Consider the following 24,074-nt stretch of genomic DNA (forward strand, 5'->3'; position numbering starts at 1 on the left):
CAACATGACTACTGAGACCACCACCGCGGACACCCCGCGCACCCCCGCGGCCGAGGCGAGCACCGGCCTCATCGCCCTGCCCCCGCGTATCGCCCGGGCCACCGCCACGGCCGGTGGCGCACTCGCCGTCGTCTCCGCCTTCATGTCCTGGACCTGGACCGCCGCGTTCCCCGGCAACCTCACGGTCTACGGCTACCCGGGCGGGCTGCAGTGGCTCGTCCTCATCGGCGGCGCTCTCACCGCCCTGTTCGGCCTCGCGTCGTACGGAGTCAAGGGCACCCGCTGGCTCGCCCCCGCCGGAGCCGACGCAGCCATCAAGGTCGCCGCCCTCGGCACCTTCGCCACCGCCTGGTACACGGTCCTCGCGATCAGCACCCAGCTCGGCGGCCTCGTCAACCTCGAGCCGGGCGGCTTCGTGGCCGCCGCTGCCTCGCTCGTCGCACTCGTCGGCGCACTCGCCCTGCCGTTCGAGCGGCCGGCGACCGAGCCCGCCGACCCCGAGGACACCGGCTGGGACCAGTTCAAGCACAACGCCGCCAACAAGTGGACGGTGGTCAAGGCCGCCTTCGCGAGCGGCACCCTCACCCCGGCACGAAAGCTCCCCGGCTGGGTCGAGATCCTCATTCTCAGCGCGGTGCTCGCACTCGGACTCGCTGTCTTCACCTACGGCATCGGCACCGAGTACGACGAGCTGTTCATCGGCTTCTTCATCACCGCCTGCTTCGGCTTCGCGGCCCTCAGCAAGGCGGGACTCGCCCAGCGCGTCTCGGCGATCGCCGCCCGCCACCGCAACGTGGCCATGGTCGGTGCCTTCGCCGCCGCCGCGGCCTTCCCCTTCACCCAGTCGGACGACCAGTACGCGACCATCGGCGTCAACATCCTGATCTTCGCCACCGTCGCACTGGGACTGAACATCGTCGTCGGCCTCGTGGGCCTGCTCGACCTCGGATACGTCGCCTTCCTCGGCGTCGGTGCCTACGCCGCCGCCATGGTCTCCGGCTCCCCGTCGTCACCGTTCGGCCTCCACCTGCCGTTCTGGGCCGCCATCCTTGTCGGCGCCGCCGCATCCATGGTGTTCGGCGTCCTCATCGGTGCCCCGACCCTGCGGCTGCGCGGTGACTACCTCGCCATCGTGACGCTCGGCTTCGGTGAGATCTTCCGTATCGCCGTCAACAACATGGACGGGACCTCCGGCCCGGACATCACCAACGGCTCCAACGGCATCTCGTCGATCCCGAACCTCAGCATGTTCGGCTTCGACTTCGGTGCCGAACACACCATCGCCGGGTTCACCATCGGCCGGTTCGCGAACTACTTCCTGCTCATGCTGCTGGTCACGCTCGTCGTGGTCATCGTCTTCCGGCGCAGCTCCGAATCCCGCATCGGCCGCGCCTGGGTCGCCATCCGCGAGGACGAGACCGCCGCAGAAGCCATGGGCATCAACGGCTTCCGCGTCAAGCTCATCGCCTTCGCCCTCGGCGCCGCCCTCGCCGGCCTCGCCGGCGCGGTCCAGGCCCACGTCACCTACACCGTGACGCCCGAGCAGTACCAGTTCGCCCACGTCGTGCCGCCCAACTCGGCCTTCCTGCTCGCCGCGGTCGTCCTCGGCGGCATGGGCACCATCAGCGGTCCGCTCGTCGGCGGCGCACTGCTCTACCTCATCCCGAACAAGCTGCAGTTCCTCGGTGACAAGCAGCTCCTCGCCTTCGGTGTGGCGCTCATCCTCCTGATGCGCTTCCGCCCCGAGGGCCTGATCCCCAACCGTCGTCGCCAGCTCGAGTTCCACGAGAACGAGGAAGCGCCCGCCACCCTCACCAAGGCAGGTGTCTGAACATGACCACCGACACCACCACGAAGGCGACCGCCCCGACGCCGACCGGCGAGACGGTCCTCGACGCGCGCGGCGTCACCATGCGATTCGGCGGCCTCACCGCCGTACGCTCCGTCGACCTCACGGTCAACAGCGGCGAGATCGTCGGTCTCATCGGCCCCAACGGCGCCGGCAAGACCACGTTCTTCAACTGCCTCACCGGCCTCTACATCCCCACCGAGGGTGAGGTCAGGTACAAGGGCACGGTGCTGCCGCCGAAGTCCTTCAAGGTCACGGCCGCCGGCATCGCCCGCACGTTCCAGAACATCCGGCTCTTCAGCAACATGACCGTGCTGGAGAACGTGCTCGTCGGACGCCACACCCGCACCAAGGAGGGCCTCTGGTCCGCCCTGCTGCGCGGCCCCGGCTTCCACAAGGCCGAAGCGTCCTCGCGCAAGCGGGCCATGGAACTCCTGGAGTTCGTCGGACTCGCCCCCAAGGCCGAGCACCTCGCCCGCAACCTGCCCTACGGCGAGCAGCGCAAGCTGGAGATCGCCCGGGCGCTCGCGAGCGAACCCGGACTGCTGCTCCTCGACGAGCCCACCGCGGGCATGAACCCGCAGGAGACCCGGGCCACCGAGGAACTGGTCTTCGCGATCCGGGACATGGGCATCGCCGTCCTCGTCATCGAGCACGACATGCGCTTCATCTTCAACCTCTGCGACCGGGTCGCCGTACTCGTCCAGGGCCAGAAGCTCGTCGAGGGCGACAGCGAGACCGTGCAGAGCGACGAGCGCGTCATCGCCGCGTACCTCGGTGAGCCCTTCGAGGGTGAGCCCGGTGAGGCGGAGGCGGCGGAGGTCGCCGAGGCGGAGGCAGCCGCCGGGGTCGCTGTCGCGGCCGGTGCGGCCGACGCCGAGGCCGACGCCGACGCCGACGCCGAAGGTGACGACGACGCCGAGGCCGACGCCGACCCGGCCCCGGACGAGGCCGAAACGCCGGACGAGGCAAAGGACGACGCGCCCCAAGCCTCGACCGACGGTGACAGCGACAGTGACGCCGCCAAGGCCTCCGGCTCGGGCAAGGAGAACGACTGATGACCGCACTGCTCGAGGTCGAGGACCTGCGCATCGCCTACGGAAAGATCGAGGCCGTCAAGGGCATCTCGTTCAAGGTCGAAGCGGGCGAGGTCGTCACCCTCATCGGCACCAACGGCGCCGGCAAGACCACCACCCTGCGCACACTGTCCGGCCTGCTCAAGCCCGTCGGCGGACAGATCAAGTTCAACGGCAAGTCGCTGCGCAAGGTCCCCGCCCACCAGATCGTCTCGCTCGGACTCGCCCACTCCCCCGAGGGGCGGCACATCTTCCCGCGCATGACGATCGAGGACAACCTGCTCCTCGGCGCCTTCCTCCGCAACGACAAGGAAGGCATCACCAGGGACGTCCAGCGCGCCTACGACCTCTTCCCCATCCTGGGTGAACGCCGGAAGCAGGCCGCCGGAACCCTGTCCGGCGGTGAGCAGCAGATGCTCGCAATGGGCCGGGCTCTGATGTCCCAGCCCAAGCTCCTCATGCTGGACGAGCCCTCGATGGGCCTCTCGCCGATCATGATGCAGAAGATCATGGCGACCATCGCCGAGCTCAAGTCCCAGGGCACCACGATTCTGCTCGTCGAGCAGAACGCCCAGGCCGCGCTCTCCCTGGCCGACCACGGTCATGTCATGGAGATCGGCAAGATCGTCCTGTCCGGCAGCGGACGGGACCTCCTCCACGACGAGTCGGTCCGCAAGGCCTACCTCGGCGAGGACTGATCCTCACGGATCCACGGGAGAGGCCCGCACCCCCGACGGGGTGCGGGCCTCTCGCACGTACACGCTCCGACGAAGACGCCGGGCACCGAGGGGCTACTGCCCCTTCGCCGCCTTCTTCTCCTCCGCGTCCTCGATGACCGCCTCTGCCACCTGCTGCATCGACAGCCGCCGGTCCATCGACGTCTTCTGGATCCACCGGAACGCCGCCGGCTCCGTCAGCCCGTACTGCGTCTGCAGAATGCTCTTCGCCCGGTCCACCAGCTTCCGCGTCTCCAGCCGCTGCGAGAGGTCCGCGACCTCCTGCTCCAGCGCCTTCAGCTCCGCGAACCGCGACACCGCCATCTCGATGGCAGGCACCACATCGCTCTTGCTGAACGGCTTCACCAGATAGGCCATGGCCCCCGCGTCCCGGGCCCGCTCGACCAGGTCCCGCTGCGAGAACGCGGTCAGCATCAGAACCGGGGCGATCGACTCCTCGGCGATCTTCTCCGCCGCGGAGATCCCGTCGAGAACCGGCATCTTCACGTCGAGGATCACGAGGTCCGGGCGGTGCTCCCGGGCGAGCTCGACGGCCTTCTGACCGTCCCCGGCCTCACCGACGACCGTGTACCCCTCTTCCTCGAGCATCTCTTTGAGGTCGAGGCGGATGAGTGCCTCGTCCTCGGCGATGACGACACGGGTCGTCAGCGGCGGGACGTGCGACTTGTTGTCGTCGTCGGCGACGGGCTGGGGCGACTCGGGGGCGGTCACTGGGGCTCCTCGGTGCGGGGCAGGTACTGCTCCCCATGAGCCTACCCAGCTGCGGTAAGGTGGACGGGCAGCGGGTCGGGGAAAACCTTCGAATCCGCGAGCCCCGGTAGCCCAATTGGCATGAGGCAATGGATTCAAAACCCATACAGTGTCGGTTCGAGTCCGACCCGGGGCACTTTTCCTTCGATTCCAAGGTCACTGCAAGTCGACCGGAATTCACCTGACCGCGTGAGCTACCCGCGGTTATCGACCGAGCAACGCAGGGAGGCGCGAAGCTCGGCCATATGTACGACCTGGAGACCCGCAAGAAGGCCGTGGCACTCGTGGCTCAAGGCCGCAGCCTGAACTCCGTGAGTAAACAGACCGGCATTTCGCGCTGGGCGATACGTGGCTGGCTCACTCGTATCGAACCGCTCCCCCGTATGCTCACCCAGGTCGCCCCGTGCGCAAGATGCGGTCCCGACCAGGCGGTTCCGGAAGATCCGGCGGCATACTCCTACCTCCTCGGCCTCTACCTGGGCGACGGCTGCATCAGTCCGCAACGCCGCGACGGCTACGTCCTCCGAATCTTCTGCGCCGACGCGTGGCCGGGGCTCATCGAACAGTGCCGAAAGGCAGTTGTCGCTTCCCTCCCAGGAGCCAGGACATACGACGTTCAGAAGCAGGGCTGCGTATCCGTGACCAGCTACAGCCGGCACTGGCCCTGCTACTTCCCCCAGCACGGCCCCGGCAAGAAGCACGAACGCCCCATCGTCCTCGAACCCTGGCAGCAGGAGATCGTCGACGCCCACTCCTGGGAGTTCGTCCGCGGGCTCGTCCACTCCGACGGGTGCAGGAGCATGAACTGGACCACCCGCATAGTGGGCGGCGTCCGGAAGCGGTACGAATACCCGCGCTACTGGTTCACGAATGTCTCGGACGACGTCCGGCAGCTCTACACCGACACCCTCGACAAGCTCGGGGTCGAGTGGAAGCTGTGCACGCGCGGCGGAAGGCCGTACAACATCTCCGTCGCCCGACGCGCCTCCGTCGAGCTCATGGACGCGCACGTCGGGCCGAAGTACTGACCGGCTGCCCGGGCGGGCGGTGTTCCGCACGCGCGATGGCCGCGTGTGGGACACCGCCCCGGGCAGCACTCGCTCAGGCGTGGAGCAGCTGGTTGAAGAACGCCCGGTACTGCTGGAGTGCCATGCGAAGTTCCTCGGTCTGGACCTCCTGGCCTCGGCTCCACTGGGACTCGAGGTCCTGCTTGTGGTCGGAGAAGGTCGCGGCCAGGGACTGGATCACCTCGGCGACCAGGGCGTCCGCGGTGCGGACGGCTTCGCGGGGGTCGTCGACGAAGGTGCCCTGGATCTGCTGCCAGCGGTCGCGGAAGCTCTCGGCGTCCCCGGAGGGGATGAGGGGTGGCTGGCCGTCGTCGGGGCCCGGCTCCGCTGCCGCCGCCGGACCGGCGTCCGGTTCCTCGCCGAGGTCCGCGGCTGGGCCATCCGCGGAGGGTACTTCCGTGGTCCCGGGCACTGCCGTGGCCTCGCCGGGGTAGGCGGGCGCGGGCCTGTCGGGGACCATGTCCTCGTGTGCCGTGGTGTCCTGCTTGGGGTGGGCGAGGTCCTCGGTCGTGAGGCCTCTCTCCGGCGATGAGCCCCTGGTCGTTTCCGGGTTTCGCATATCAAGTCACCTCGTCGGCGCGGGTCAGGCCGCGTCGTGCCGTGTGTGTCGGGGGGTTCGGGTGTTCTGGCCGCTGTTGCCGAGCAGTTCCTGGAAGAGCGCGCGGTAGTGGACCATGGCGCCGCGCAGTTCCTCCGTGGTGGCGCTGCCGTCCCTGTTGCGGATGTTGATCTCGTGGGCGACCCGATAGTGCTCGAGGGTGCGTCCGTGTTCCACGGAGAGGTCGCGGAGCTGCTGCTCGTAGCCTTCCGTGGGGTAGCCGCGTTCGCCCATGACGCGGGTGACCAGGCGGTCGGCGTCGTCGACGCTCTGGCTCGGCCGGTCGACGAAGCTTTCTTGTGCGCGCTTCCATTCTTCGGCGTAGCGGTCTCGGGCCTCGGCAGGCAGTTCCCTGATGTCGAGGTCGTGGTGCCGCTGCTCGCGGGCACGAAGGTCGCGTTCGGCGGACCCCCTGCTGTCCTCGGTGTCGAGGGTCCGGTCGTACTCGGGTCCGAACCGTTCTTGGAGCCGGCGCCGGCGCATGGTGATCCATACCGCTGTCGCGATGAGGATCAGAACGACTGCGACAGCGACGATGATGGCGATGAGAGTTCCTGTGGACATCCGGACCTCCGCTGGCGTCCGTTGTCGGCGAGCCCTGTAGGCCTCCTGTAGTCGCCCGACTGCCCGAAAAGGTCCGTGGCAAACGCCGTCAGGTGCTCGGGGAGTCGTCCTCGCCGATGTGGTGCACGCGGACCAGGTTGGTGGAGCCGGCGACTCCGGGCGGGGAGCCGGCGGTGATCACGACGAGATCGCCTTTGCGGCAGCGGCCGATCCGCAGGAGTTCTTCGTCGACCTGGGCGACCATCGCGTCCGTGGACTCGGCCTGGGGGACCAGGAAGGTCTCGACACCCCAGGTGAGGTTGAGCTGGGAGCGGGTGGCGGGGTCGGGGGTGAAGGCCAGGAGGGGGATCGGGGACCGGTAGCGGGAGAGGCGCCGGACGGTGTCGCCGGACTGGGTGAAGGCGACGAGGAACTTGGCTCCGAGGAAGTCGCCCATTTCGGCGGCGGCGCGGGCGACGGCTCCGCCCTGGGTGCGGGGTTTGTTGCGTTCGGTGAGTGGGGGGAGGCCTTTGGCGAGGATGTCTTCCTCGGCGGCTTCGACGATCCGCGACATGGTCCTGACGGTTTCGACGGGGTGTTTGCCGACGCTGGTTTCGCCGGAGAGCATCACTGCGTCGGTTCCGTCGATGACGGCGTTGGCGACGTCGGAGGCCTCGGCGCGGGTGGGCCGGGAGTTGTCGATCATCGAGTCGAGCATCTGGGTGGCGACGATGACCGGCTTGGCGTTGCGTTTGGCCAGTTTGACCGCGCGCTTCTGGACGACGGGGACCTGCTCGAGGGGCATCTCGACGCCGAGGTCACCGCGGGCGACCATGATGCCGTCGAATGCGGCGACGATGCCGTCGATGTTGTCGACGGCCTGGGGTTTCTCGATCTTCGCGATGACGGGGAGGCGGCGGCCTTCCTCGTCCATGATGCGGTGGACGTCGTCGATGTCGCGTCCGGTACGGACGAAGGAGAGGGCGATGATGTCGGCGCCGGTCCTGATCGCCCAGCGGAGGTCTTCGACGTCCTTGCGGGACAGTGCCGGGACGGAGACGGCGACGCCGGGGAGGTTGAGGCCCTTGTGGTCGGAGATCACGCCGCCTTCGACGACGGTCGTGTGGACGCGGGGGCCGTCGACCTTGGTGACTTCGAGGGCGACGCGTCCGTCGTCGACGAGGATGCGTTCTCCGGCGGTCACGTCGTCGGCGAGGCCGGAGTACGTTGTTCCGCAGGTGTGGCGGTCACCCTCCACGGGTTCGACGGTGATGGTGTACTCGTCACCGCGTTCAAGGAGTACCGGTCCTTCGCGGAAACGCCCGAGGCGGATCTTCGGGCCTTGAAGGTCGGCGAGGACTCCGACGCTGTGCCCGATTTCGTCGGAGGCCTTGCGGACGCGGTGGTAGCGCTCCTCGTGCTCGGCGTAGGTGCCGTGGCTGAGATTGAAGCGGGCGACGTCCATTCCGGCCTCGACCAGCGCCTTGATCTGGTCGTACGAGTCGGTGGCGGGCCCCAGGGTGCAGACGATCTTTGCTCGGCGCATGGTTCGAGCCTATGGCTTACCGGCCGGTAGCGAATTGGTGGCGCATGGCCACTCAACAACCTTTACGTGAAGGGTTGTTGACAAGTATTGAATTGTGCACGGGGCCGCTCTTCTGAGCATTTCGGCTCGCGGGTCACAGCTGCGGCGGTGTCATCGTGAAGCGCGCGTTCACCTGGGCGTACACGGTCTGGCGCTGCGGTTCGAGGTCGAGCGCCGGGGCCGATTCGCCGGCCGCGCCCGCGAAGGCCGCGGAGCGCATCGCGCCCTGGGCGGGAGGCATGCCGTAGGACGCGGGGGCCTCGGCACCGAGGTCGGCGAGTTCGACGAGGGCGGCGAGGCGGGCGCCGAGGGCGTCGGCGTATTCGCGGGCGCGCTGGACGGCTTCCCGGACGGCCGTGCGGCGGGCCTCGCCGTGGGACGGGGAGTCGGGGCGCAGGGACCACCAGGGGCCGTCGACGCGGGTGAGCTCCAGGTCGGCGAGGCGGGTGGTGAGTTCGCCGAGGGCGGTGAAGTCGGCGAGGACCGCGGTGATGTGGACGCGGCCGTGGTAGGCGCGGACGCGCTCGCCCCGGCCGTGTCTGGTCAGTTCGGGGCTGATGGAGAACGCGCCGGTCTCCAGCTTTTCGACGGCTTCCCCGTACGACTTGATGAGTTCGAGCGCCTGGCCGTTGCGGTGGGTGAGGTCTTCCAGGGCGCTGCGGCGGTCCGTTCCGCGGGCGCCGATCGTCACGCCGATGGTGGCGATCTCCGGGTCGACCTCCAGGCGCGCTTCGCCGCGGACGGCCACGCGTGGTGTCTCGGGGGTTCCGTACGGTGCCGGTGCGGCGGTGTCACTCGTCATCGTGGACTCCCTCACTTCGCTGACCGTTGTCCTCGAATCACTTTCGCACGGGCGCGTGCTGCGCCAGAATCTACGCGCGTTGTGCCACTGAACGAGGAGATCACATGCCGCTGAATCGAAGGACGTTCCTGGGCCGTTCGGCCGCCGCCGGAGCCGGCGTCGCCGTCGCGGGGGCGGTCGCCGTCCCGGCCGAGGCCCATGGACACGACCACGGCCACGGACGGCCGCCGAAGCGGTACTCGTTCACCGTCATGGGCACGACCGACCTGCACGGCAATGTCTTCAACTGGGACTACTTCACGGACAAGGAGTTCGACGACAAGAGCCACAACGACGTGGGCCTTGCCAAGATCTCCACCCTGGTACGGCAGGTCAGGCTCGAGAAGGGGCGCCGCAACACCCTGCTCATCGACGCCGGTGACACCATCCAGGGCACCCAGCTCTCGTACTACTACGCGAAGGTCGACCCGATCACCGCCCGCCGGGGCCCGGTCCACCCCATGGCGCAGGCCATGAACGCCATCGGCTACGACGCCGCAGCGCTCGGCAACCACGAGTTCAACTACGGCATACCGGTGCTGCGGAAGTTCGAGGAGCAGTGCGACTTCCCGTTGCTCGGCGCCAACGCGCTCGACGCGAAGACCCTGCGGCCCGCCTTCGCGCCGTACAGCATGCACCGGCTCCGCACCCCGTGCGGCCGGGATGTGAAGGTCGCGGTCCTCGGGCTCACCAACCCGGGTATCGCGATCTGGGACAAGGCCAACGTCAGCGGGAAGATGGTGTTCCCGGGTCTTGAGGAGCAGGCCGCGAAGTGGGTGCCGAAGCTGCGCTCGATGGGTGCGGACGTCGTCATCGTCTCGGCCCATTCCGGTTCCAGCGGCACGTCCTCGTACGGTGACCAGCTCCCGTACATCGAGAACGCGGCGGCTCTTGTCGCCGAGCAGGTGCCGGGCATCGACGCGATCCTCGTCGGGCACGCGCACACGGAGATCGTCGAGTACTTCGTCACCAACAAGCAGACCGGTAAGCAGGTCGTGCTGTCGGAGCCGCTGAAGTGGGGCCAGCGCCTGACCCTCTTCGACTTCGGCCTCGTGTGGGAGAAGGGGCGCTGGAGCGTCGAGAAGGTGGGCGCGAAGGTCCTCAACTCGAACACCGTCGCGGAGGACCCGGCGATCGCCGAGCTGCTCGGGGACGAGCACAAGAAGGTCGTGGCGTACGTCAACCAGGTCATCGGCACGTCCACCGCCGCCATGGCCACGGCCGAGGCGCCGTGGAAGGACGAGCCGATCATCGATCTGATCAACCAGGTGCAGGCGGAGACGGTGAAGGCGGCGCTGGCGGGCGGCCAGTACGCGGCTCTGCCGGTGCTCTCGCAGGCTTCGTGCTTCTCCCGTACCGCGGCGATCCCGGCGGGGCAGGTGACGATCAAGGACGCGGCGGGTCTGTATCCGTTCGAGAACACGCTGGAGGCCCGGCTGATGACCGGTGCCCAGCTGAAGGACTACCTGGAGTACTCGGCCAGGTATTACGTCCAGACCCCGGCGGGGGCGCCCGTGGACACGGCGAAGCTGACGAACGCCGACAGCATCCCGGACTACAACTACGACGCGGTTTCCGGGCTGACGTACGAGATCGACATCGCGAAGCCGGCCGGGTCGCGGATCGTCGGTCTGTCGTTCGAGGGCAAGCCGGTCGATCCGGCGGCGCAGTTCGTGCTGGCGGTGAACAACTACCGGGCGAGCGGCGGTGGCGCGTTCCCGCATGTCGCGAAGGCCCAGCAGTTGTGGGCGAATTCGGACGAGATCCGCAACACGATCATTCAGTGGGTGACGGCGAAGGGCACGGTGGATCCGGCCACGTTCGCGTCCGTGGGCTGGAAGCTGACCCGGGACGGAGTTGCGGTCTTCTAGGTGGTGGGCCGCCGCCACCGGCGGTTCCGCAGTGGACCGCCGGCCGGCGGCACGACCGGCCGGAAGACAGCTTTCAGCACCGGTCGTCGAGGGGAACGAGGTGGGGCGCCTGGCCGGGAACGCCGGGTGCCTCGCGCCGTTCCAGGCCGAAGCTGGTGAAGGCGGTGCGGCGTGGCAGGGGATAGAGCTCCTTGCCGGTGAGGGAGTTGAGGATGGTCGCGCTGCGCCAGGAGGCGAGGCCGAGGTCGGGGGTGCCGACGCCGTGAGTGTGCCGCTCGGCGTTCTGGACGTACACCGAGCCGGTGAGGGCGGGGTCGAGAACGAGGCGGAACTGGTCGTCGATGCGGGGGCGTCCGGAGGAGTCGCGGCGCATGCAGGGGTCCAGTCCGGCGAGGATCCGGTCGAGTGGGCGTTCGCGGTAGCCGGTGGCGAGGACGACGGCGTCGGTGGTGAGGCGGGAGCGGGTGCCTTGCTGGAGGTGTTCCAGGTGCAGTTCCACCTTGGTGGTGGCGACCCGGCCGGCGGTGCGGACCTGGACGCCGGGGGTGAGGACGGCGTCGGGCCAGCCGCCGTGCAGGGTGCGGCGGTAGAGCTCTTCGTGGATGGCGCCGATGGTGTCGGCGTCGATGCCTTTGTGGAGCTGCCACTGCTGGGGGACGAGGCCGTCCCGTACGGCTTCGGGCAGGGCGTGGAAGTAGCGGGTGTAGTCGGGCGTGAAGTGTTCGAGGCCGAGCTTGGAGTACTCCATGGGGGCGAAGGCCTCGGTGCGGGTCAGCCAGTGGATCTTCTCGGCTCCTGCGGGGCGGGCGCGCAGGAGGTCGAGGAAGACCTCGGCGCCCGACTGGCCGGAGCCGATGACGGTGATGTGCCCGGCCGCGAGGAGCCGCTCGCGGTGCTCGAGGTAGTCGGCGGAGTGCAGCACGGGAGCGGCGGGGGCTTCGACGAGGGGTTTCAGTGGTTCGGGGACGAAGGGCTCGGTGCCGATGCCGAGGGCGATGTGGCGGGTGTAGGTGCGACCGAGTGATTCCGCTTCCCCGTGGGCGTCGAGGCGGGTGAAGTCGACCTCGAACAGGGACCGTTCCGGGTTCCAGCGGACCGCGTCGACCTGGTGGCCGAAGTGGAGTCCGGGGAGCAGGCCGCTGACCCAGCGGCAGTACGCGTCGTACTCGGCGCGCTGGATGTGGAACTTCTCGGAGAAGTAGAAGGGGAAGAGCCGGTCGCGGGCCTTGAGGTAGTTCAGGAACGACCAGCGGTTCGCGGGGTCGGCGAGGGTCACCAGGTCGGCGAGGAAGGGAACTTGGAGGGTGGCGCCGTCGATGAGCAGTCCTGGGTGCCAGTGGAAGGCGGGGCGCTGCTCGTAGAAGACGGCGGCGATGCCGCCCGGGCCCTCTCCGTGCCGCAGTCCGTGGGCGAGTGCGGCCAGGGAGAGGTTGAACGGTCCGATGCCGATGCCCACCAGGTCGTGGGGCCGGTCGAGGTCGTGGGCGCCGGGGGCGGGCGTGCCGGTCATCGGGTGGTGCTGCCTTCCACGAGTGCGATCAGGGTGGCGAGGTCTCCGGGGCCGGTGTGGGGGTTGAGGAGGGTGGCCTTGAGCCAGAGGCGGTCGTCGGCGCGGGCGCGGCCGAGTACGGCCCGGCCCTGGTGCAGGAGGGCGCGGCGGATCTCGGCGACGGTTTCGTCGCTCGCTCCGCGGGGGCGGAAGAGGACGGTGGTCAGGACGGGCCGGTGGTGGAGTTCCAGGGCCGGGTGCTTCTCGATGAGGTCGGCGAGGTCCTGGGCGGCGGTGAGGGTGCGGTCGACGAGGGCGGCGAGCCCGCTGCTGCCGAGGGCGCGGAGGGTGACGGCGATCTTGAGGATGTCGGGGCGCCGGGTCGTGCGGAGGGAGCGGCCGAGGAGGTCGGGGATTCCGGCTTCGGTGTCGTCGTCGGCGTTCAGATAGTCGGCGGTGTGGGTGAGGGGGGCGAGCAGGGTGCTGTCGCGGACGGCGAGGAGTCCGGCCGGGATCGGCTGCCAGCCCAGTTTGTGCAGGTCGAGGGTGACGGTCCTGGCGCGGTCCAGGCCTCGGAGCCGGTCGCGGTGGCGGGGGCTGAAGAGCAGCATGGCGCCGTAGGCGGCGTCGATGTGGAGTTCGGCGCCGTGTCTGTCGCAGAGGTCGGCGATGTCCGGGAGCGGGTCGATGCTGCCGGTGTCGGTGGTGCCGGCGGTGGCGGTGACGAGCAGCGGGCCGTGGAGGCCGGTGAGGGTGGCGTCGAGGGCGGCGAGGTCGGTGGTGCCGCCGGGGGCGGGGACGGTGACCGGCTCGGGGAGGCCGAGCAGCCAGGCGGCGCGCCGGACGGAGTGGTGGGTGTGGCTGCCGCAGACGACCTGGACGGTGCCGTGCCGCTCGCGGGCGAGGAGCAGGGCGAGCTGGTTGGCCTCGGTGCCGCCGGTGGTGACGAGTGCGTCGGGGTGCTGGGCCCGCGGGTACACCTCGGCGGCGAGGGCGCCGGTGACCTGGGCCTCCAGGGCGGATGCGGCGGGTGCCTGGTCCCAGGAGTCCTGTGAGGGGTTGAGTGCGGACGCGGCGAGGTCGGCGGCGGCGGCGAGCGCGAGGGGCGGGGAGTGGAGATGGGCGGCGCACAGCGGGTCCGCGGGGTCCGCGGCGCCGTGTGCGAGGGTGCGTACGAGGGTGCGCAGGGCTTCGTGGGCGCCGGTGCCGTGTTGGGGGATGACGGGGGCGACGGCGTCCCGCACCGCCCTGTCCACCGCTTCGGGTCCGCCGGACGGCAGCGGTCCGCCGCGTGCGGCGGCGCCTTCCCTCAACGCGTCGAGTACCACGGCCAGAAGGGGCCGCAGGGCGTCATGCCCTGCGACCCCTCCGGCAAGGGGCGGGATGCTCATACGGGCGGGTCCTTCTGGTGTGCGGGAACAGCTGCACCAGGGTGGACTCGTCGCATGACCGCGTGGGCCGGGGTCGGGTCATCTCAACCCGAAAGGGGGACCTTCCCGGCGTTCCCGGGCTGCTCGGGTTCCGCGCCCGCCGCGGCGGTTCCTGCCGCCGCGTCCCGTACGGCCAGCGCGCGCCGCAGATCGTCGAGCTGGTCGACGAGCTTGCGGCGCAGGGCCGGGATCATCCCGGTGCCGGCGAGGCAGTCCTCGCCGTGGCGGAGGGAGTCGGCGTCGACGGCGTGGAACGGGAAGGCGTAGCGGCCGGCCGCTTCGGCGATGGCGGGGCCGCGGCGGGCGGCGAGGGCGACGGCCGCGGGGTAGAAGCGCGGCACGTAGTCCCGTACGAGATCGGCCTGTTCGGGCTGCCAGAAGCCCTGGGCGGTGGCGGTGAACAGGTAGTTGGAGAGGTCGTCGGATTCGAAGAGCCGGGACCAGGCGGCCTCCTTGGCCTCCGGGGTGGGGAGGGCGGCGCGGCAGCGGGCTGCGCCTTCCTGGCCGGTGGCGCTGGGGTCGCGGTCGAGTTCGGCGGCGATCTCGGCCTCGTCGGTGGCGCCGAGGACGGCGAGCCTGGCGAGGATGCGCCAGCGCAGCTCGGGGTCGAGTTCGGGTCCGCCGGGGACGCTGCCGCCCTCGAGCCAGTCGTGGAGTCCGTTGGGGTGGGCGGCGGAGTCGATGAAGTGGCGTACGGCGGTGAGCCGCAGGCCGGGGCTGCGGCCGTCCTCGGTGCGGCGGATCAGATCGCGGGTGAGGTCGGTGATCAGGGCGAGGGCGGCGGGCCTGGCTTCGGGGGCGAGATAGCGGTCGGCGATCTGGGTGACGGCGAAGCCGAGGACGCCCTGCGTGACGGCGAGGTCCGCCTCGTGCGGGAGGTGGGCGCGCGCGGTCTCCAGGTAGGCGACGGGTTCGAGTTCGCCGTCGCGGACCATGTCGCGCAGGCTGTTCCACACGACGGCGCGGGTGAGGGCGTCGGGGATGCCGGAGAGGGCGCGCAGCGCCGGCTCCTGTGACGCCGCGTCGAACCGGATCTTGGCGTAGGAGAGGTCGCCGTCGTTGAGGACGACGAGGGCGGGGCGGCGGCCGGGGAGGGTGGTGGGGGCGCTCTGCGGCACGTCCGTCTCGAAGCGCTCGCGCAGGACGAGGTTTCGGCCGTCGACGGGATCGCGGTCGTAGGCGCCGACGGCGATGCGGTGCGGGCGGCTGCCGTCGTGGGTGATGTCGAGGCGCCAGGCGCCGTCGGCGTCCGACAGGGCCGGGGTGAGGGTGTCGACTCCGGTGGTGCGCAGCCAGGCGTCGGCCCAGGCGTGGACGTCGCGGTCGGTGGTCTCGGCGAGGGAGTCGATGAAGTCGGCGAGGGAGGCGTTGCCGAAGCGGTGGCGGGTGAAGTGGAGGTTGATGCCGGCGAGGAAGTCCTTCTCGCCGAGCCAGGTGACGAGCTGGCGGAGCGCGGAGGCGCCCTTGGCGTAGGAGATGCCGTCGAAGTTGAGCATCGCCGACGCCGTGTCGGGGACGGCTTCGGGGTCGGGGGCGACGGGGTGGGTGGAGGGGCGCTGGTCCGCGTCGTAGCCCCAGGCCTTCCTGGTGATCCCGAAGTCGGTCCAGGTGTCCGTGAAGCGGGTGGCCTCTGTGAGGGTCTGGTAGCCCATGTACTCGGCGAAGGACTCGTTCAGCCAGATGTCGTCCCACCAGCGCAGGGTGACGAGGTCGCCGAACCACATGTGGGCCATCTCATGGGCGATGACCATGGCGCGTGTCTGCCGCTCGGTGTCGGTGACGGCGGAGCGGTAGATGAACTCGTCGCGGAAGGTGACCAGTCCGGGGTTCTCCATGGCGCCCGCGTTGAACTCGGGCACGAAGGCCTGGTCGTAGGAGTCGAAGGGGTAGGGCTCCTCGAACTTCTCGTGGTAGCGGTCGTAGCAGGCGCGTGTCACGTCGAGGATTTCCTCGGCGTCGGCGTCCATGTACGGGGCGAGGGACTGACGGCAGTGGATGCCGAAGGGCAGGCCCGCGTGCTCGGTGCGCACCGAGTACCAGGGGCCGGCGGCCACGGCCACGAGGTAGGTGGAGATCAGGGGGGTGGGTGCGGCGCTCCAGCGGCCGTCGCCGTGGTGGGTGGTGACGCCGTTGGCGAGGACGGTCCAGTTGTCGGGGGCGGTGACGGTGAGCTCGAAGACGGCCTTGAGGTCGGGCTGGTCGAAGGCGGCGAAGACGCGCTGCACGTCCTCCATGAAGAGCTGGGTGTAGGTGTACGTCCTGCCGTCGGTGGGGTCGGTGAAGCGGTGCATGCCCTCGCCGGTGCGCGAATAGCGCATCGCGGCGTCTATGCGCAGCTCGTGTTCTCCGGGGGTGAGCCCCTTCAGGGGGAGCCGGTTCCCTTCGAGCGCCTCGGGGTCGAGGGGCTGTCCGTCGAGGGTGACGGAGCGCAGGGTGGCGGGCTTGAGCTCGACGAAGGTGTCTCCGGCCACGCGTGCCGTGAACCGGATGACGGTTCGCGAGTCGAAGGTCTCGTCGCCGGTCGTCAGATCGAGGTCGATCGTGTACCGGTGGACGTCGAGGAGCTGGGCTCGGGTCTGCGCTTCGTCGCGCATGAGAACGGACATGGGGGCCATGCTGCCTGATGGGGTGGGCCGGGGGCACGGGGGATTCGCTCTCAGCGTGCACAGGTTTCCGCGGGCTTCCGGGGCGGCGGGGGCGGTCGCTCAGGGGGCCGAGGGGCCCGGCGGCGGTGCCGTACGGCCTCGGCCGCCGTCACCGGGGCGTGGTGGCCGCAGTCACCGGGAGCGTGGTCTCAGCCTTCCGCGACGGTGTGGAACGTGCGCGCGACCCGGTCGTGGCCGGCGCCGTCCGCGAGCAGTGCGTGCAGCAGCAGCCGCGCCTTGGGGGCGTCCAGGTGGCCCGCGGAGAGCAGCCCGCGGGAGAGGACGTCGTACTCGGAGCCGGGGCCCCGGTAGGTCCGGCTGAGCAGGGCGCCCGCGCCGGTGCGGGAGGCCAGCACCACGGGGATCCGGGCGGCCAGCCGCTCCAGCGGGCCGACCAGCCAGGTGGGGACGTGGCCCGCGCCGAAGGCCGCCACCACCAGGCCGTCGAATCGGTCGTCGACGGCCTCGAGGAGTTCGCCGCCGTCCCCGAGCGTGAGGGTGACCAGGGCCACCCGGACCGTGCGCCGCAGGGCCAGAGGCTTTTCGGCCGGGGGCCGCGCCGGGCGCAGCAGTATCCGTGGCCGTCCCTCGACGACGGTGCCCAGCGGCCCCGCGCCCGGCGACGCGAAGGTGGCGATCGAGGTGGTGTGGGTCTTCCGCACATGACGCGCGGCGTGGATCTCGTCGGCGGACACCACGAGCACCCCGAGGCCCCGGCAGCCGGGGTCGGCGGCGACCGCGATCGCCCCGGCCAGGTTGGCGGGGCCGTCCGCTCCCGGCAGGTCGGGGCGGCGCATCGCCCCGGTGACGACGACCGGCACCGGCGCCGTACAGAGCAGGTCGAGCAGGAAGGCGGTCTCCTCCAGGGTGTCGGTGCCCTGGACCACGACCGCTGCGGATCCGGCCGAGGTGACCGCCTCGATCTCCCCGGCGAGCGCGGCGATGTCGTCGAACGACAGCGAGGAGCTGGGCAGCCTGCGGAAGTCGCGCAGCTCGACCTGGGCGGTGACGGGGACGCCGGCCCCGGCCAGGACCTCGGCGCCGGTCATCCGTGCCGCTTCGCCGCCCCGCGCGGATATCGTCCCGCCGAGCGTGAAGACGACGACGTGGCTCATGGGCGGTCGCCGTCGGCGATGGTCTCGTGGTGCCGGATGACCTCGGCGATGATGAAGTTCAGCAGTTTCTCGGCGAACGCCGGGTCCAGTTTGGCGCTCTCCGCGAGCTGGCGCAGGCGGGCGATCTGGCGGGCCTCGCGGGCGGGATCGGCGGCCGGGAGGTGGTGCTCGGCCTTGAGGTGGCCGACCTGTTGGGTGCATTTGAAGCGTTCCGCGAGCATGTGGACGACGGCCGCGTCGATGTTGTCGATGCTCTCGCGCAGCCGGGTCAGCTCGGCGCGTACGGACTCGTCGATGCCGTTGGGCTCGCTGGTGGTCATGGGGAGGGAGCTTACGTCGCTCCCGGCCCGATGGTCGGGGGGTGTTCGGGATCCGGGACGCGGTTGCTCCAGCCTCCCGGTACGGTGCGGCCCTGTTGTTCGCGGAAGCGGACCGGTGCGGTGCCGACGCGCCGGGTGAAGAGCCGTGAGAAGTAGGCGGGGTCGTCGTAGCCGACGCGGCGGGCGACGGCGGCGACGGGAAGATCGGTGGCGGCGAGGAGCTCCTTGGCGCGTCCGAGGCGGATGCCGAGGAGGTAGTCCTTGGGGCCGCAGCCGGCGCCCCGGCGGACGGCGGTGCGCAGCTCGGTGGAGGTCATGCCGTGGCGGGCCGCGTGTTCGGCGACGGTCAGGGGCTGGAAGGCGTCGCGGGCGAGCAGCCGCAGTACGGGGTCGCCGTCGGGGCTCGTGTCGGCGCGGGCGCGGCGCAGGGCGACGAGAAGTTCATGGACGGCGGCGCCGGTCTCGACCTCGAGCAGGGGGTTGCCTCGGCGGGCGGCGCGGGCGATGCGGCCGACGGCTGCGCGGGCGGGGGTGGCGTCGGTGAGGGGGACGACGGGGCGTTGGGGCTCGATGTAGCCGAGTTCGGTGTAGGTGGCGGTCGCGGGGCCCGAGAAGTCGACGAAGCCTTCGTCCCAGCCGGTGGCCGGGTCGGGGGCGTAGTGGTGCGGGACGCCGGGGGTGAGCCAGAGCACGGCGGGGGCGCTGACGGTGAGGCGCCGGCCGTCGGCGCCGCGGTACCAGCCGCCGCCGGCGCTGATCAGGACGGCGACATGGTGGTCGAGGGTGCGGGGGCCGACGGTGGGCAGGGCTCCGTGCTGCAGTCCGACGCCGAGGCAGACCAGACCGAGGCGGTGGTGCACGGCGCTGGGTGTGAAGTAGCGCATCCAGGTGTGGTACATCCCGCCCTCCCGGCCGGCTCGGGCTGCGCGTGCGTCCGAACAGTGCCGATCTTTGTCCGTGGACGGCCTGGCCGCCAGAGGGCGATCGTGGCCATGCGTTTCGGCCGGGATGTACGGGTGCCCGGGGGCGGCCGGGCGGCTAAGGGCGCGTGCCGTGGCGAAGGGGCGGGTACGGTGGCCGGTTTCACGGTCGGTCAGGAGCACTTCCTGCCGGGCGGGTGGCCGGTGCGGCTGCTGTCGGGGGCGCTGCACTGCTGCCGGGTGCGGGAGGCGCAGTGGGGCCGGCCGGCGATGCTGCGGGCCCTGGGGCTCAACTGCGTGGAGACGTACGTCCCGTGGAGTCTTCATGAGCCGGCCGCACGGCTTCCGGGCGCGGGCTGCGGCTGGACGCGTTCGGCGATGCGACACATGGGCTGCGGCTGGACGCGTTCGGCGATGCGACACATGGGCTGCGGCTGGACGCGTTCGGCCATGCGGACACATGGGCGGGGGTGCCGTTCCGCGCGGTGGACGGCTGCGGCGATCCGGGGGCTGCACCGGGCGGCCGTGGAGGTGCCCTCTCGTCCGGGACGCGGCGCTCGGGCTGCCCGGCCGGACCCGTGGGTTCGTCCGGGTCAACGGCTTCTGTCCTGGCCGCTACTGGGCCGTGGGCCCGCAGCGGTTCCTCTTCGTCCCTGGTCCGGTGCTGCGCCGGGGCGCGAACGAGGTGTGGGTGCTGGAGTGGAGCGGGGCGGGGAGGACGTGCGTCCGCTGTGGCCTCCCCGCCCCGCCTGGTGCGTGGAGCCCGTTACAGGGTCGCTGCCGCGTTCTTTATCGCGGTGGCGAAGGTGGACACCTCGGTGTAGACGCCGGGGTAGCCGGGCCGGGCGCAGCCGATGCCCCAGCTGACGATGCCGACCTGGACCCAGGCGCCGGCGTTGTCCTTGCGGAACATCGGGCCGCCGGAGTCACCCTGGCAGGTGTCGACACCGCCCTGGTTGAAGCCTGCGCAGATCTCCTCGTTCGCGACGAGGTCGGGGTACGACGACGAGCAGGAGGCGTCGGAGACGAACGGCACCTGGGCCTTGTACAGGTAGCGCTGCTGGCCGCCGCCCTCGGAGCGGGCGCCCCAGCCGGCGACGGTGAACGTGCCGTTGTTGTACGCGGTCGTCTCCGCGATCTTCAGCGTCGGCAGGTTGATCGGCTGGGCGAGCTTGATCAGTGCCCAGTCCTTGCCGGTGCCGTTGTAGCCCGGGGCCCGGAGGACCTTGGTCGACTTCACCTTGATGGCGCTGGAGCTCTGGAGGTCCACGACCCCGGCGGTGGCGGTGATGCTGGTGTTGTTGCCGGAGCCGTTCACACAGTGGGCGGCGGTCAGCACGATCTGCTTGGTGTAGAGCGCGCCGCCACAGCCCATGGAGAGACGGACCATGAAGGGGAATTCGCCCTGGGCGGCGCGGGTTCCGCCGACGACGGGCGGCGGGGCGGCGGAGGCGGAGGACGGCTGGAGGCTGATCGCGGCGAGCACGACCGCACCGGCGGCCGCGCATCTCTTGAGGGCACGTACAAACTTGTTGTTCACGTATGCCTTCTCTCGTGGGGGGTTGCTGGGTACGCGGAAACAGCCCAAGTGGGTGACATGGGCCCGTCAACGCGTGAACCGGATTATGAGGAGCGCGCACGGGGGCCCACAAGGCGCACTTTTCGGCCAGGTGAGGCACCTGTGCCGGAACGCGGCACGCCCGGTGTGCGCCGTAGAGTTGAGAGCGGTCGACCGTCGTTCAGGGTGACTTCGTACGGCACCTGCAGGGGGTACGGGCGTGACGAACGGCAGCGAGGTGGTACACGGCTACCCGCATCTCGACACCGTGCGGGCCGCCATCACCGCGCTGCACAAGCGGCTGTCGTACGACGGGGTGCGGGCGTACGCGAGCAGCGTTCCCCCCGCCGACGTGGCCTTCTGCGACCAGGACGATCTGCATCTCGGGGCGCAGCGGGTGGCCCATGCGCTGGTGCATCAGCTGAGGCTCCCCGAGGCTCGGATGGTCGTGAGCTTCCGGGAGATGACGCACGCGGCGAGTGTCGAACTCACCGCCGGCCCCGAGTACTTCATCGAGCTGAACGACCGCTTCCGAGGACATCGCAGGGACATCGGGGCGGCGCTCGCGCACGAGATCACACATGTGCTGCTGCACCGGCTGGGGCTCTCCTTTCCCGGCACGCGCGACAACGAGATCCTCACGGACACGGTGACGACGTATCTCGGGGCGGGGTGGCTGCTGCTCGACGCGTTCCGCGAGGACGAGGTCTCCAGCCAGAAGCTGGGCTATCTGACTCCGGAGGAATTCGGCTACGTCCTCGCGAAGCGCGCCCTGGTCTTCGACGAGGACCCCTCGGTGTGGTTCACCAGCCCGCAGGGCTACACGGCCTACACGAAGGGCAGGGCACAGGCGCTGCGCGACGGGCAGCAGCCGCCGCTGTCGGCGGCGGGCTGGAACGGGCGACGGCGCTATGCGAAGGACCGGCGCCACGCACAGGACCACCCTGGCGGTCCCGGGCATCCGGGGCCTGGCACGGGGCCCGGATCCACCTACGCGTTCGAGCGGGTGCCCGGAGGCGGGCTGCGGGTGTCGTTCCCGTGTCCGACGTGCCACCAGCGGATCCGAGTGCCGGTGCGGGGGCGGGTGCGGGCCCGTTGCGCGCTGTGCCGGACGGTTCTCGAATGCGACACCTGAGGAGCGTTCCGTAGGGTTTTCGATATGAGCACCGAGGACCTGACCGGGGAGCTGTTCGAGGCACTTTACGGGGGCGACGACGACGCGGTCGTACGGGCGCTGCGGGCGGGAGCCCCGGCGGAGGCGGTCGACGACGACGGGCAGACCGCGCTGTACGCGGCCGCGGCGCAGAACCGGACGGGCATGGTGCGGCTCCTGCTCGCCGCGGGCGCCGATCCCGACCGGGCGAGCGGTCCCGAAGGCGACGAGCTGCCGCTGTGCGGAGCCGCGGTGTGGGGTCGCACCGAGGTGATGCGCGCCCTGCTCGCGGCGGGCGCGCGTCCCGATCTGGAGGAGGCGCCGGGACTCCGCGCCCTTACCTGGGCATGCTCCCACGGCCGTACCGAGGTGGTGGACCTGCTGCTCGCGTCGGGCGCGGACCCGGACCTGCCGGGGCCGGGCGGGGAGCCACCGCTGGTGACGGCGGCCAGGCGCGGGTCGCCTTCCTGCGTACGGGCCCTGCTGCGGCACGGCGCCCGGCCCACGGAGGACGCGCTGGCGGAGGCCCGCCGGTGGCTCGGCCGCGACGTCGAGGCGGAGCTGCGGAGGGAACTCGCAGAGACGTACGGCGAGGGCCACGAGACCGTCTCGCGGTGGGTCGACGAGGACGGCGGGACGACCGTGGTCGTCGAGCTGATCCGGGACGGGGATCATGTGTCCGGGGCCGAGCAGCAGACCGGGCACGCGGCGGTCGCCACGCTGCTGGAGGCCGCGCTGGGTGTGCGGACACCTCCCGAGGAGCTCGCCGAGCGGGCGCTGCGCTGCGCGAACCCGGACCAGGACGACTGGACCGAGGCGGTGGGCGTGCTGCAGCGACGCGGCGACGAGGAGACGTTCCGGGCCGCGGCGGCATGGTGCGGAACGGAGGACCCCCTGCGGCAGACCTTCGCCGCGGACGTCCTGGCGGGGCTGGGCGACCCGGACGGCGCAGACGGACCCGGTCCGTCCGCCGATCGGCCCGACGGGTCCGGCGCGGCCGGAATCGGCCCCGGGACCGGCGGGCGTGCCGGACTGTCGGCGCGGGCCGTGCCGCTGCTGCGGGAGCTCGCGCGGGAGGCCACCGACCCCGAGGTCATCCGGGCGGCCGTGGCGGCGCTCGGACAGCAGGGTGATCCGGCGGGGGTCGAGGAGATCCTGCGGCACGCCGAGCACGAGGACCCCGAGGTGCGCTTCGGGGTGGCGGTCGCGCTGCACGGTCTGGTTCCCGGGAATCACGCCGACGGCATCGGCGTGGTGGTCGGGCTCACCCGCGACGGCGACGAAGGGGTCAGGGACTGGTCGACGACGGCGCTGGCGGACGCGGAGGCGGACAGTCCGGAGGTACGGGAGGCACTCGCGGCCCGGCTCACGGACGAGGTGCCGGACATCGCGGCCGAGGCGGCTCGCGGGCTGGCGATGCGTCACGACGACCGGGCCGTGGAGGCGTTGACCCGCATTCTGGAGGACGAGGACCCGGAGGGATACGCCTACTCCACCGCCGAGCAGGCGGTCGAGTACGTCGAGGACGAACACGCCAGGCGCCGGCTGGAGACGACGAGCCCGCGACGCACGCGCTGACCGGCGCCAGGGGCGGCGCGTGACGGGGTGCGCGGGAGGCCGCCTCCCACCACCCGGCCGGCGGCCCGCGGACCCGACGGCAGAGGCCGCGCCCAAGCACGGGGATCCGGGCGCACATTGGCCTGCGCGGCGGGCGTGGGCATGCGCGTGCCCCATCCCGGCGGGCGGGTCGGCGGGACCTTCACCCAGCAATCAGGCGGTGCACGGCCCTCCGCGAAGCGACCTTCCCAGGCGGAGGGGCCGAGCGGGCCGACGGCGACGCGGACGGAGGGGAGCAGCCCGGCAGCGTCCAGACAGGCATCAGAGCACCCGGCGACCGGACGGCGGACATCCCGCGGGCCGGAGGCCGCACCGCCGGCCCGCGGCGAGCAGACAGGGCGCGCCAACCACCCAACGGGGCAGGTGGACCGCAGGTACCTCTGTGAAGCGGACCGTGGGTCGGGGCGTCCCGCCCCAACCCGCAAGCACACCAAGGCCGGACAAGCAACGGCGCCATTCCGCGCGACCGCGCGACCGACACCCACCACAAGGCGGGCGGGCGACAGCAGGCCGGAGAGCAGTCCCCTCCACCACCCAGCAGGCAAACCGGCCCACGCGCACGCAGCCAGGCACGTCCCACGCCCAACCGGCAAACAGACCAAGGCCGGACGAGCAGCAGCGCCACCCCGCGCGACCGACACCCATCACGCCGCGAGCGGGCGACAGCAGGCCGCGGAGCAACCGCCTCCACCACCCAGCAGGCAAACCACCCCACGCGCACGCAGCCAGGCACGTCCCACGCCCAACCCGCAAGCACACCAAGGCCGGACGAGCAACGGCGCCACCCCGCGCAACCGCGCGACCGACACCCACCACGCCACGAGCGGGTCGGCAGCAAGCCGGAGAGCAGTCCCCTCCACCACCCAGCAGGCAAACCGGCCCACGCGCACGCAGCCAGGCACGTCCCACG

General features: G+C 70.9%; 19 protein-coding genes, 1 tRNA gene and 2 pseudogenes. 10 read left to right on the forward strand and 12 right to left on the reverse strand.

Annotation, left to right across the window (positions count from 1 at the left end; all coding sequences use genetic code 11):
• Positions 1 to 4 precede the first annotated feature (4 nt).
• Genes ACFU5O_RS26330 through ACFU5O_RS26340 form a run of 3 tightly spaced genes read left to right on the forward strand, consistent with a single transcriptional unit; the run spans position 5 to position 3,623 of the window.
• Entirely contained in the window at positions 5 to 1,831 is a 1,827-nt protein-coding gene (locus tag ACFU5O_RS26330) for a branched-chain amino acid ABC transporter permease (protein ID WP_384244331.1), read from the forward strand.
• Positions 1,832 to 1,833: 2 nt separating this feature from the next.
• Positions 1,834 to 2,907 carry an ABC transporter ATP-binding protein gene (locus tag ACFU5O_RS26335; protein ID WP_384244333.1) on the forward strand — a complete coding sequence of 358 codons (1,074 nt, stop codon included), beginning with the start codon at positions 1,834 to 1,836 and terminating at the stop codon, positions 2,905 to 2,907.
• Positions 2,907 to 3,623, forward strand: a complete 717-nt coding sequence (locus tag ACFU5O_RS26340; protein ID WP_384244334.1) for an ABC transporter ATP-binding protein — start codon at positions 2,907 to 2,909, stop codon at positions 3,621 to 3,623. Before ACFU5O_RS26335 ends, ACFU5O_RS26340 begins: the two co-directional genes overlap by 1 nt.
• A gap of 93 nt (positions 3,624 to 3,716) precedes the next feature.
• Here ACFU5O_RS26340 and ACFU5O_RS26345 read toward each other — a convergent pair whose 3' ends face one another.
• Positions 3,717 to 4,373: an ANTAR domain-containing response regulator gene (locus tag ACFU5O_RS26345; protein WP_384244335.1), complete on the reverse strand. Its 657-nt coding sequence runs from the start codon at positions 4,371 to 4,373 to the stop codon at positions 3,717 to 3,719.
• Between the two features lie 100 nt (positions 4,374 to 4,473).
• Here ACFU5O_RS26345 and ACFU5O_RS26350 point away from each other — a divergent pair.
• Together ACFU5O_RS26350 and ACFU5O_RS26355 are read left to right on the forward strand one after the other, a co-directional pair.
• A tRNA-Leu gene (locus tag ACFU5O_RS26350) sits at positions 4,474 to 4,548 on the forward strand.
• Positions 4,549 to 4,657: 109 nt separating this feature from the next.
• The gene (locus ACFU5O_RS26355; RefSeq protein WP_384244337.1) at positions 4,658 to 5,440 is read left to right on the forward strand and encodes a transcriptional regulator; all 783 of its coding nucleotides are present in this window, start codon (positions 4,658 to 4,660) and stop codon (positions 5,438 to 5,440) included.
• A gap of 73 nt (positions 5,441 to 5,513) precedes the next feature.
• Here the strand turns inward: ACFU5O_RS26355 and ACFU5O_RS26360 are convergent, their stop codons facing one another.
• The 4 genes from ACFU5O_RS26360 to ACFU5O_RS26375 all read right to left on the reverse strand — a co-directional run bounded on the left by ACFU5O_RS26360 (position 5,514) and on the right by ACFU5O_RS26375 (position 9,007).
• Positions 5,514 to 6,038, reverse strand: coding sequence for a hypothetical protein (locus ACFU5O_RS26360; RefSeq protein ID WP_384244338.1), 525 nt, complete (start codon positions 6,036 to 6,038; stop codon positions 5,514 to 5,516).
• Between the two features lie 24 nt (positions 6,039 to 6,062).
• A complete protein-coding gene (locus ACFU5O_RS26365) occupies positions 6,063 to 6,641 on the reverse strand; it encodes a hypothetical protein (protein ID WP_384244339.1) in 579 nt (192 codons plus the stop codon).
• A gap of 88 nt (positions 6,642 to 6,729) precedes the next feature.
• Positions 6,730 to 8,166 carry a pyruvate kinase gene (gene pyk / locus ACFU5O_RS26370; RefSeq protein WP_384244341.1) on the reverse strand — a complete coding sequence of 479 codons (1,437 nt, stop codon included), beginning with the start codon at positions 8,164 to 8,166 and terminating at the stop codon, positions 6,730 to 6,732.
• Positions 8,167 to 8,299: 133 nt separating this feature from the next.
• Positions 8,300 to 9,007, reverse strand: coding sequence for an SIMPL domain-containing protein (locus ACFU5O_RS26375; protein WP_384244342.1), 708 nt, complete (start codon positions 9,005 to 9,007; stop codon positions 8,300 to 8,302).
• 104 nt (positions 9,008 to 9,111) lie between these two features.
• Here ACFU5O_RS26375 and ACFU5O_RS26380 point away from each other — a divergent pair, with 104 nt between their 5' ends.
• Complete coding sequence (locus ACFU5O_RS26380; protein WP_384244343.1) at positions 9,112 to 10,917, forward strand: bifunctional metallophosphatase/5'-nucleotidase; 1,806 nt, start codon at positions 9,112 to 9,114, stop codon at positions 10,915 to 10,917.
• 73 nt (positions 10,918 to 10,990) lie between these two features.
• Here ACFU5O_RS26380 and ACFU5O_RS26385 read toward each other — a convergent pair whose 3' ends face one another.
• The 6 genes from ACFU5O_RS26385 to ACFU5O_RS26410 form a co-directional block, all read right to left on the reverse strand.
• Entirely contained in the window at positions 10,991 to 12,427 is a 1,437-nt protein-coding gene (locus tag ACFU5O_RS26385) for a lysine N(6)-hydroxylase/L-ornithine N(5)-oxygenase family protein (protein WP_384244344.1), read from the reverse strand.
• Positions 12,424 to 13,797: a pyridoxal phosphate-dependent decarboxylase family protein gene (locus tag ACFU5O_RS26390; protein ID WP_384244346.1), complete on the reverse strand. Its 1,374-nt coding sequence runs from the start codon at positions 13,795 to 13,797 to the stop codon at positions 12,424 to 12,426. Before ACFU5O_RS26390 ends, ACFU5O_RS26385 begins: the two co-directional genes overlap by 4 nt.
• An 83-nt stretch (positions 13,798 to 13,880) precedes the next feature.
• Positions 13,881 to 16,451, reverse strand: a complete 2,571-nt coding sequence (pepN, locus tag ACFU5O_RS26395; protein ID WP_384244347.1) for an aminopeptidase N — start codon at positions 16,449 to 16,451, stop codon at positions 13,881 to 13,883.
• Positions 16,452 to 16,630: 179 nt separating this feature from the next.
• The gene (locus ACFU5O_RS26400; protein WP_384244348.1) at positions 16,631 to 17,596 is read right to left on the reverse strand and encodes an asparaginase; all 966 of its coding nucleotides are present in this window, start codon (positions 17,594 to 17,596) and stop codon (positions 16,631 to 16,633) included.
• Positions 17,593 to 17,916: a chorismate mutase gene (locus ACFU5O_RS26405; protein WP_384244349.1), complete on the reverse strand. Its 324-nt coding sequence runs from the start codon at positions 17,914 to 17,916 to the stop codon at positions 17,593 to 17,595. The genes ACFU5O_RS26400 and ACFU5O_RS26405 overlap by 4 nt, the downstream gene beginning before the upstream one ends.
• Positions 17,917 to 17,927: 11 nt before the next feature.
• Entirely contained in the window at positions 17,928 to 18,815 is an 888-nt protein-coding gene (locus ACFU5O_RS26410; protein WP_384244351.1) for a helix-turn-helix domain-containing protein, read from the reverse strand.
• 174 nt (positions 18,816 to 18,989) lie between these two features.
• Here ACFU5O_RS26410 and ACFU5O_RS26415 point away from each other — a divergent pair.
• Both ACFU5O_RS26415 and ACFU5O_RS26420 read left to right on the forward strand, forming a co-directional pair.
• A pseudogene (locus ACFU5O_RS26415) lies at positions 18,990 to 19,169 on the forward strand (beta-galactosidase); the annotation flags it as partial.
• Positions 19,170 to 19,296: 127 nt separating this feature from the next.
• A pseudogene (locus ACFU5O_RS26420) lies at positions 19,297 to 19,458 on the forward strand (hypothetical protein); the annotation flags it as partial.
• Positions 19,459 to 19,602: 144 nt separating this feature from the next.
• Here ACFU5O_RS26420 and ACFU5O_RS26425 read toward each other — a convergent pair.
• Entirely contained in the window at positions 19,603 to 20,376 is a 774-nt protein-coding gene (locus ACFU5O_RS26425) for a S1 family peptidase (RefSeq protein WP_384244352.1), read from the reverse strand.
• A 238-nt stretch (positions 20,377 to 20,614) separates the two neighbouring features.
• Here ACFU5O_RS26425 and ACFU5O_RS26430 point away from each other — a divergent pair, with 238 nt between their 5' ends.
• Complete coding sequence (locus ACFU5O_RS26430; RefSeq protein WP_384244353.1) at positions 20,615 to 21,529, forward strand: hypothetical protein; 915 nt, start codon at positions 20,615 to 20,617, stop codon at positions 21,527 to 21,529.
• Between the two features lie 24 nt (positions 21,530 to 21,553).
• Positions 21,554 to 23,125, forward strand: a complete 1,572-nt coding sequence (locus ACFU5O_RS26435; RefSeq protein ID WP_384244354.1) for an ankyrin repeat domain-containing protein — start codon at positions 21,554 to 21,556, stop codon at positions 23,123 to 23,125.
• The last annotated feature ends 949 nt before the right edge of the window (positions 23,126 to 24,074 follow it).

Origin of the sequence: Streptomyces sp. NPDC057445, assembly GCF_042802855.1 — a bacterium.
Taxonomy (GTDB): domain Bacteria; phylum Actinomycetota; class Actinomycetes; order Streptomycetales; family Streptomycetaceae; genus Streptomyces.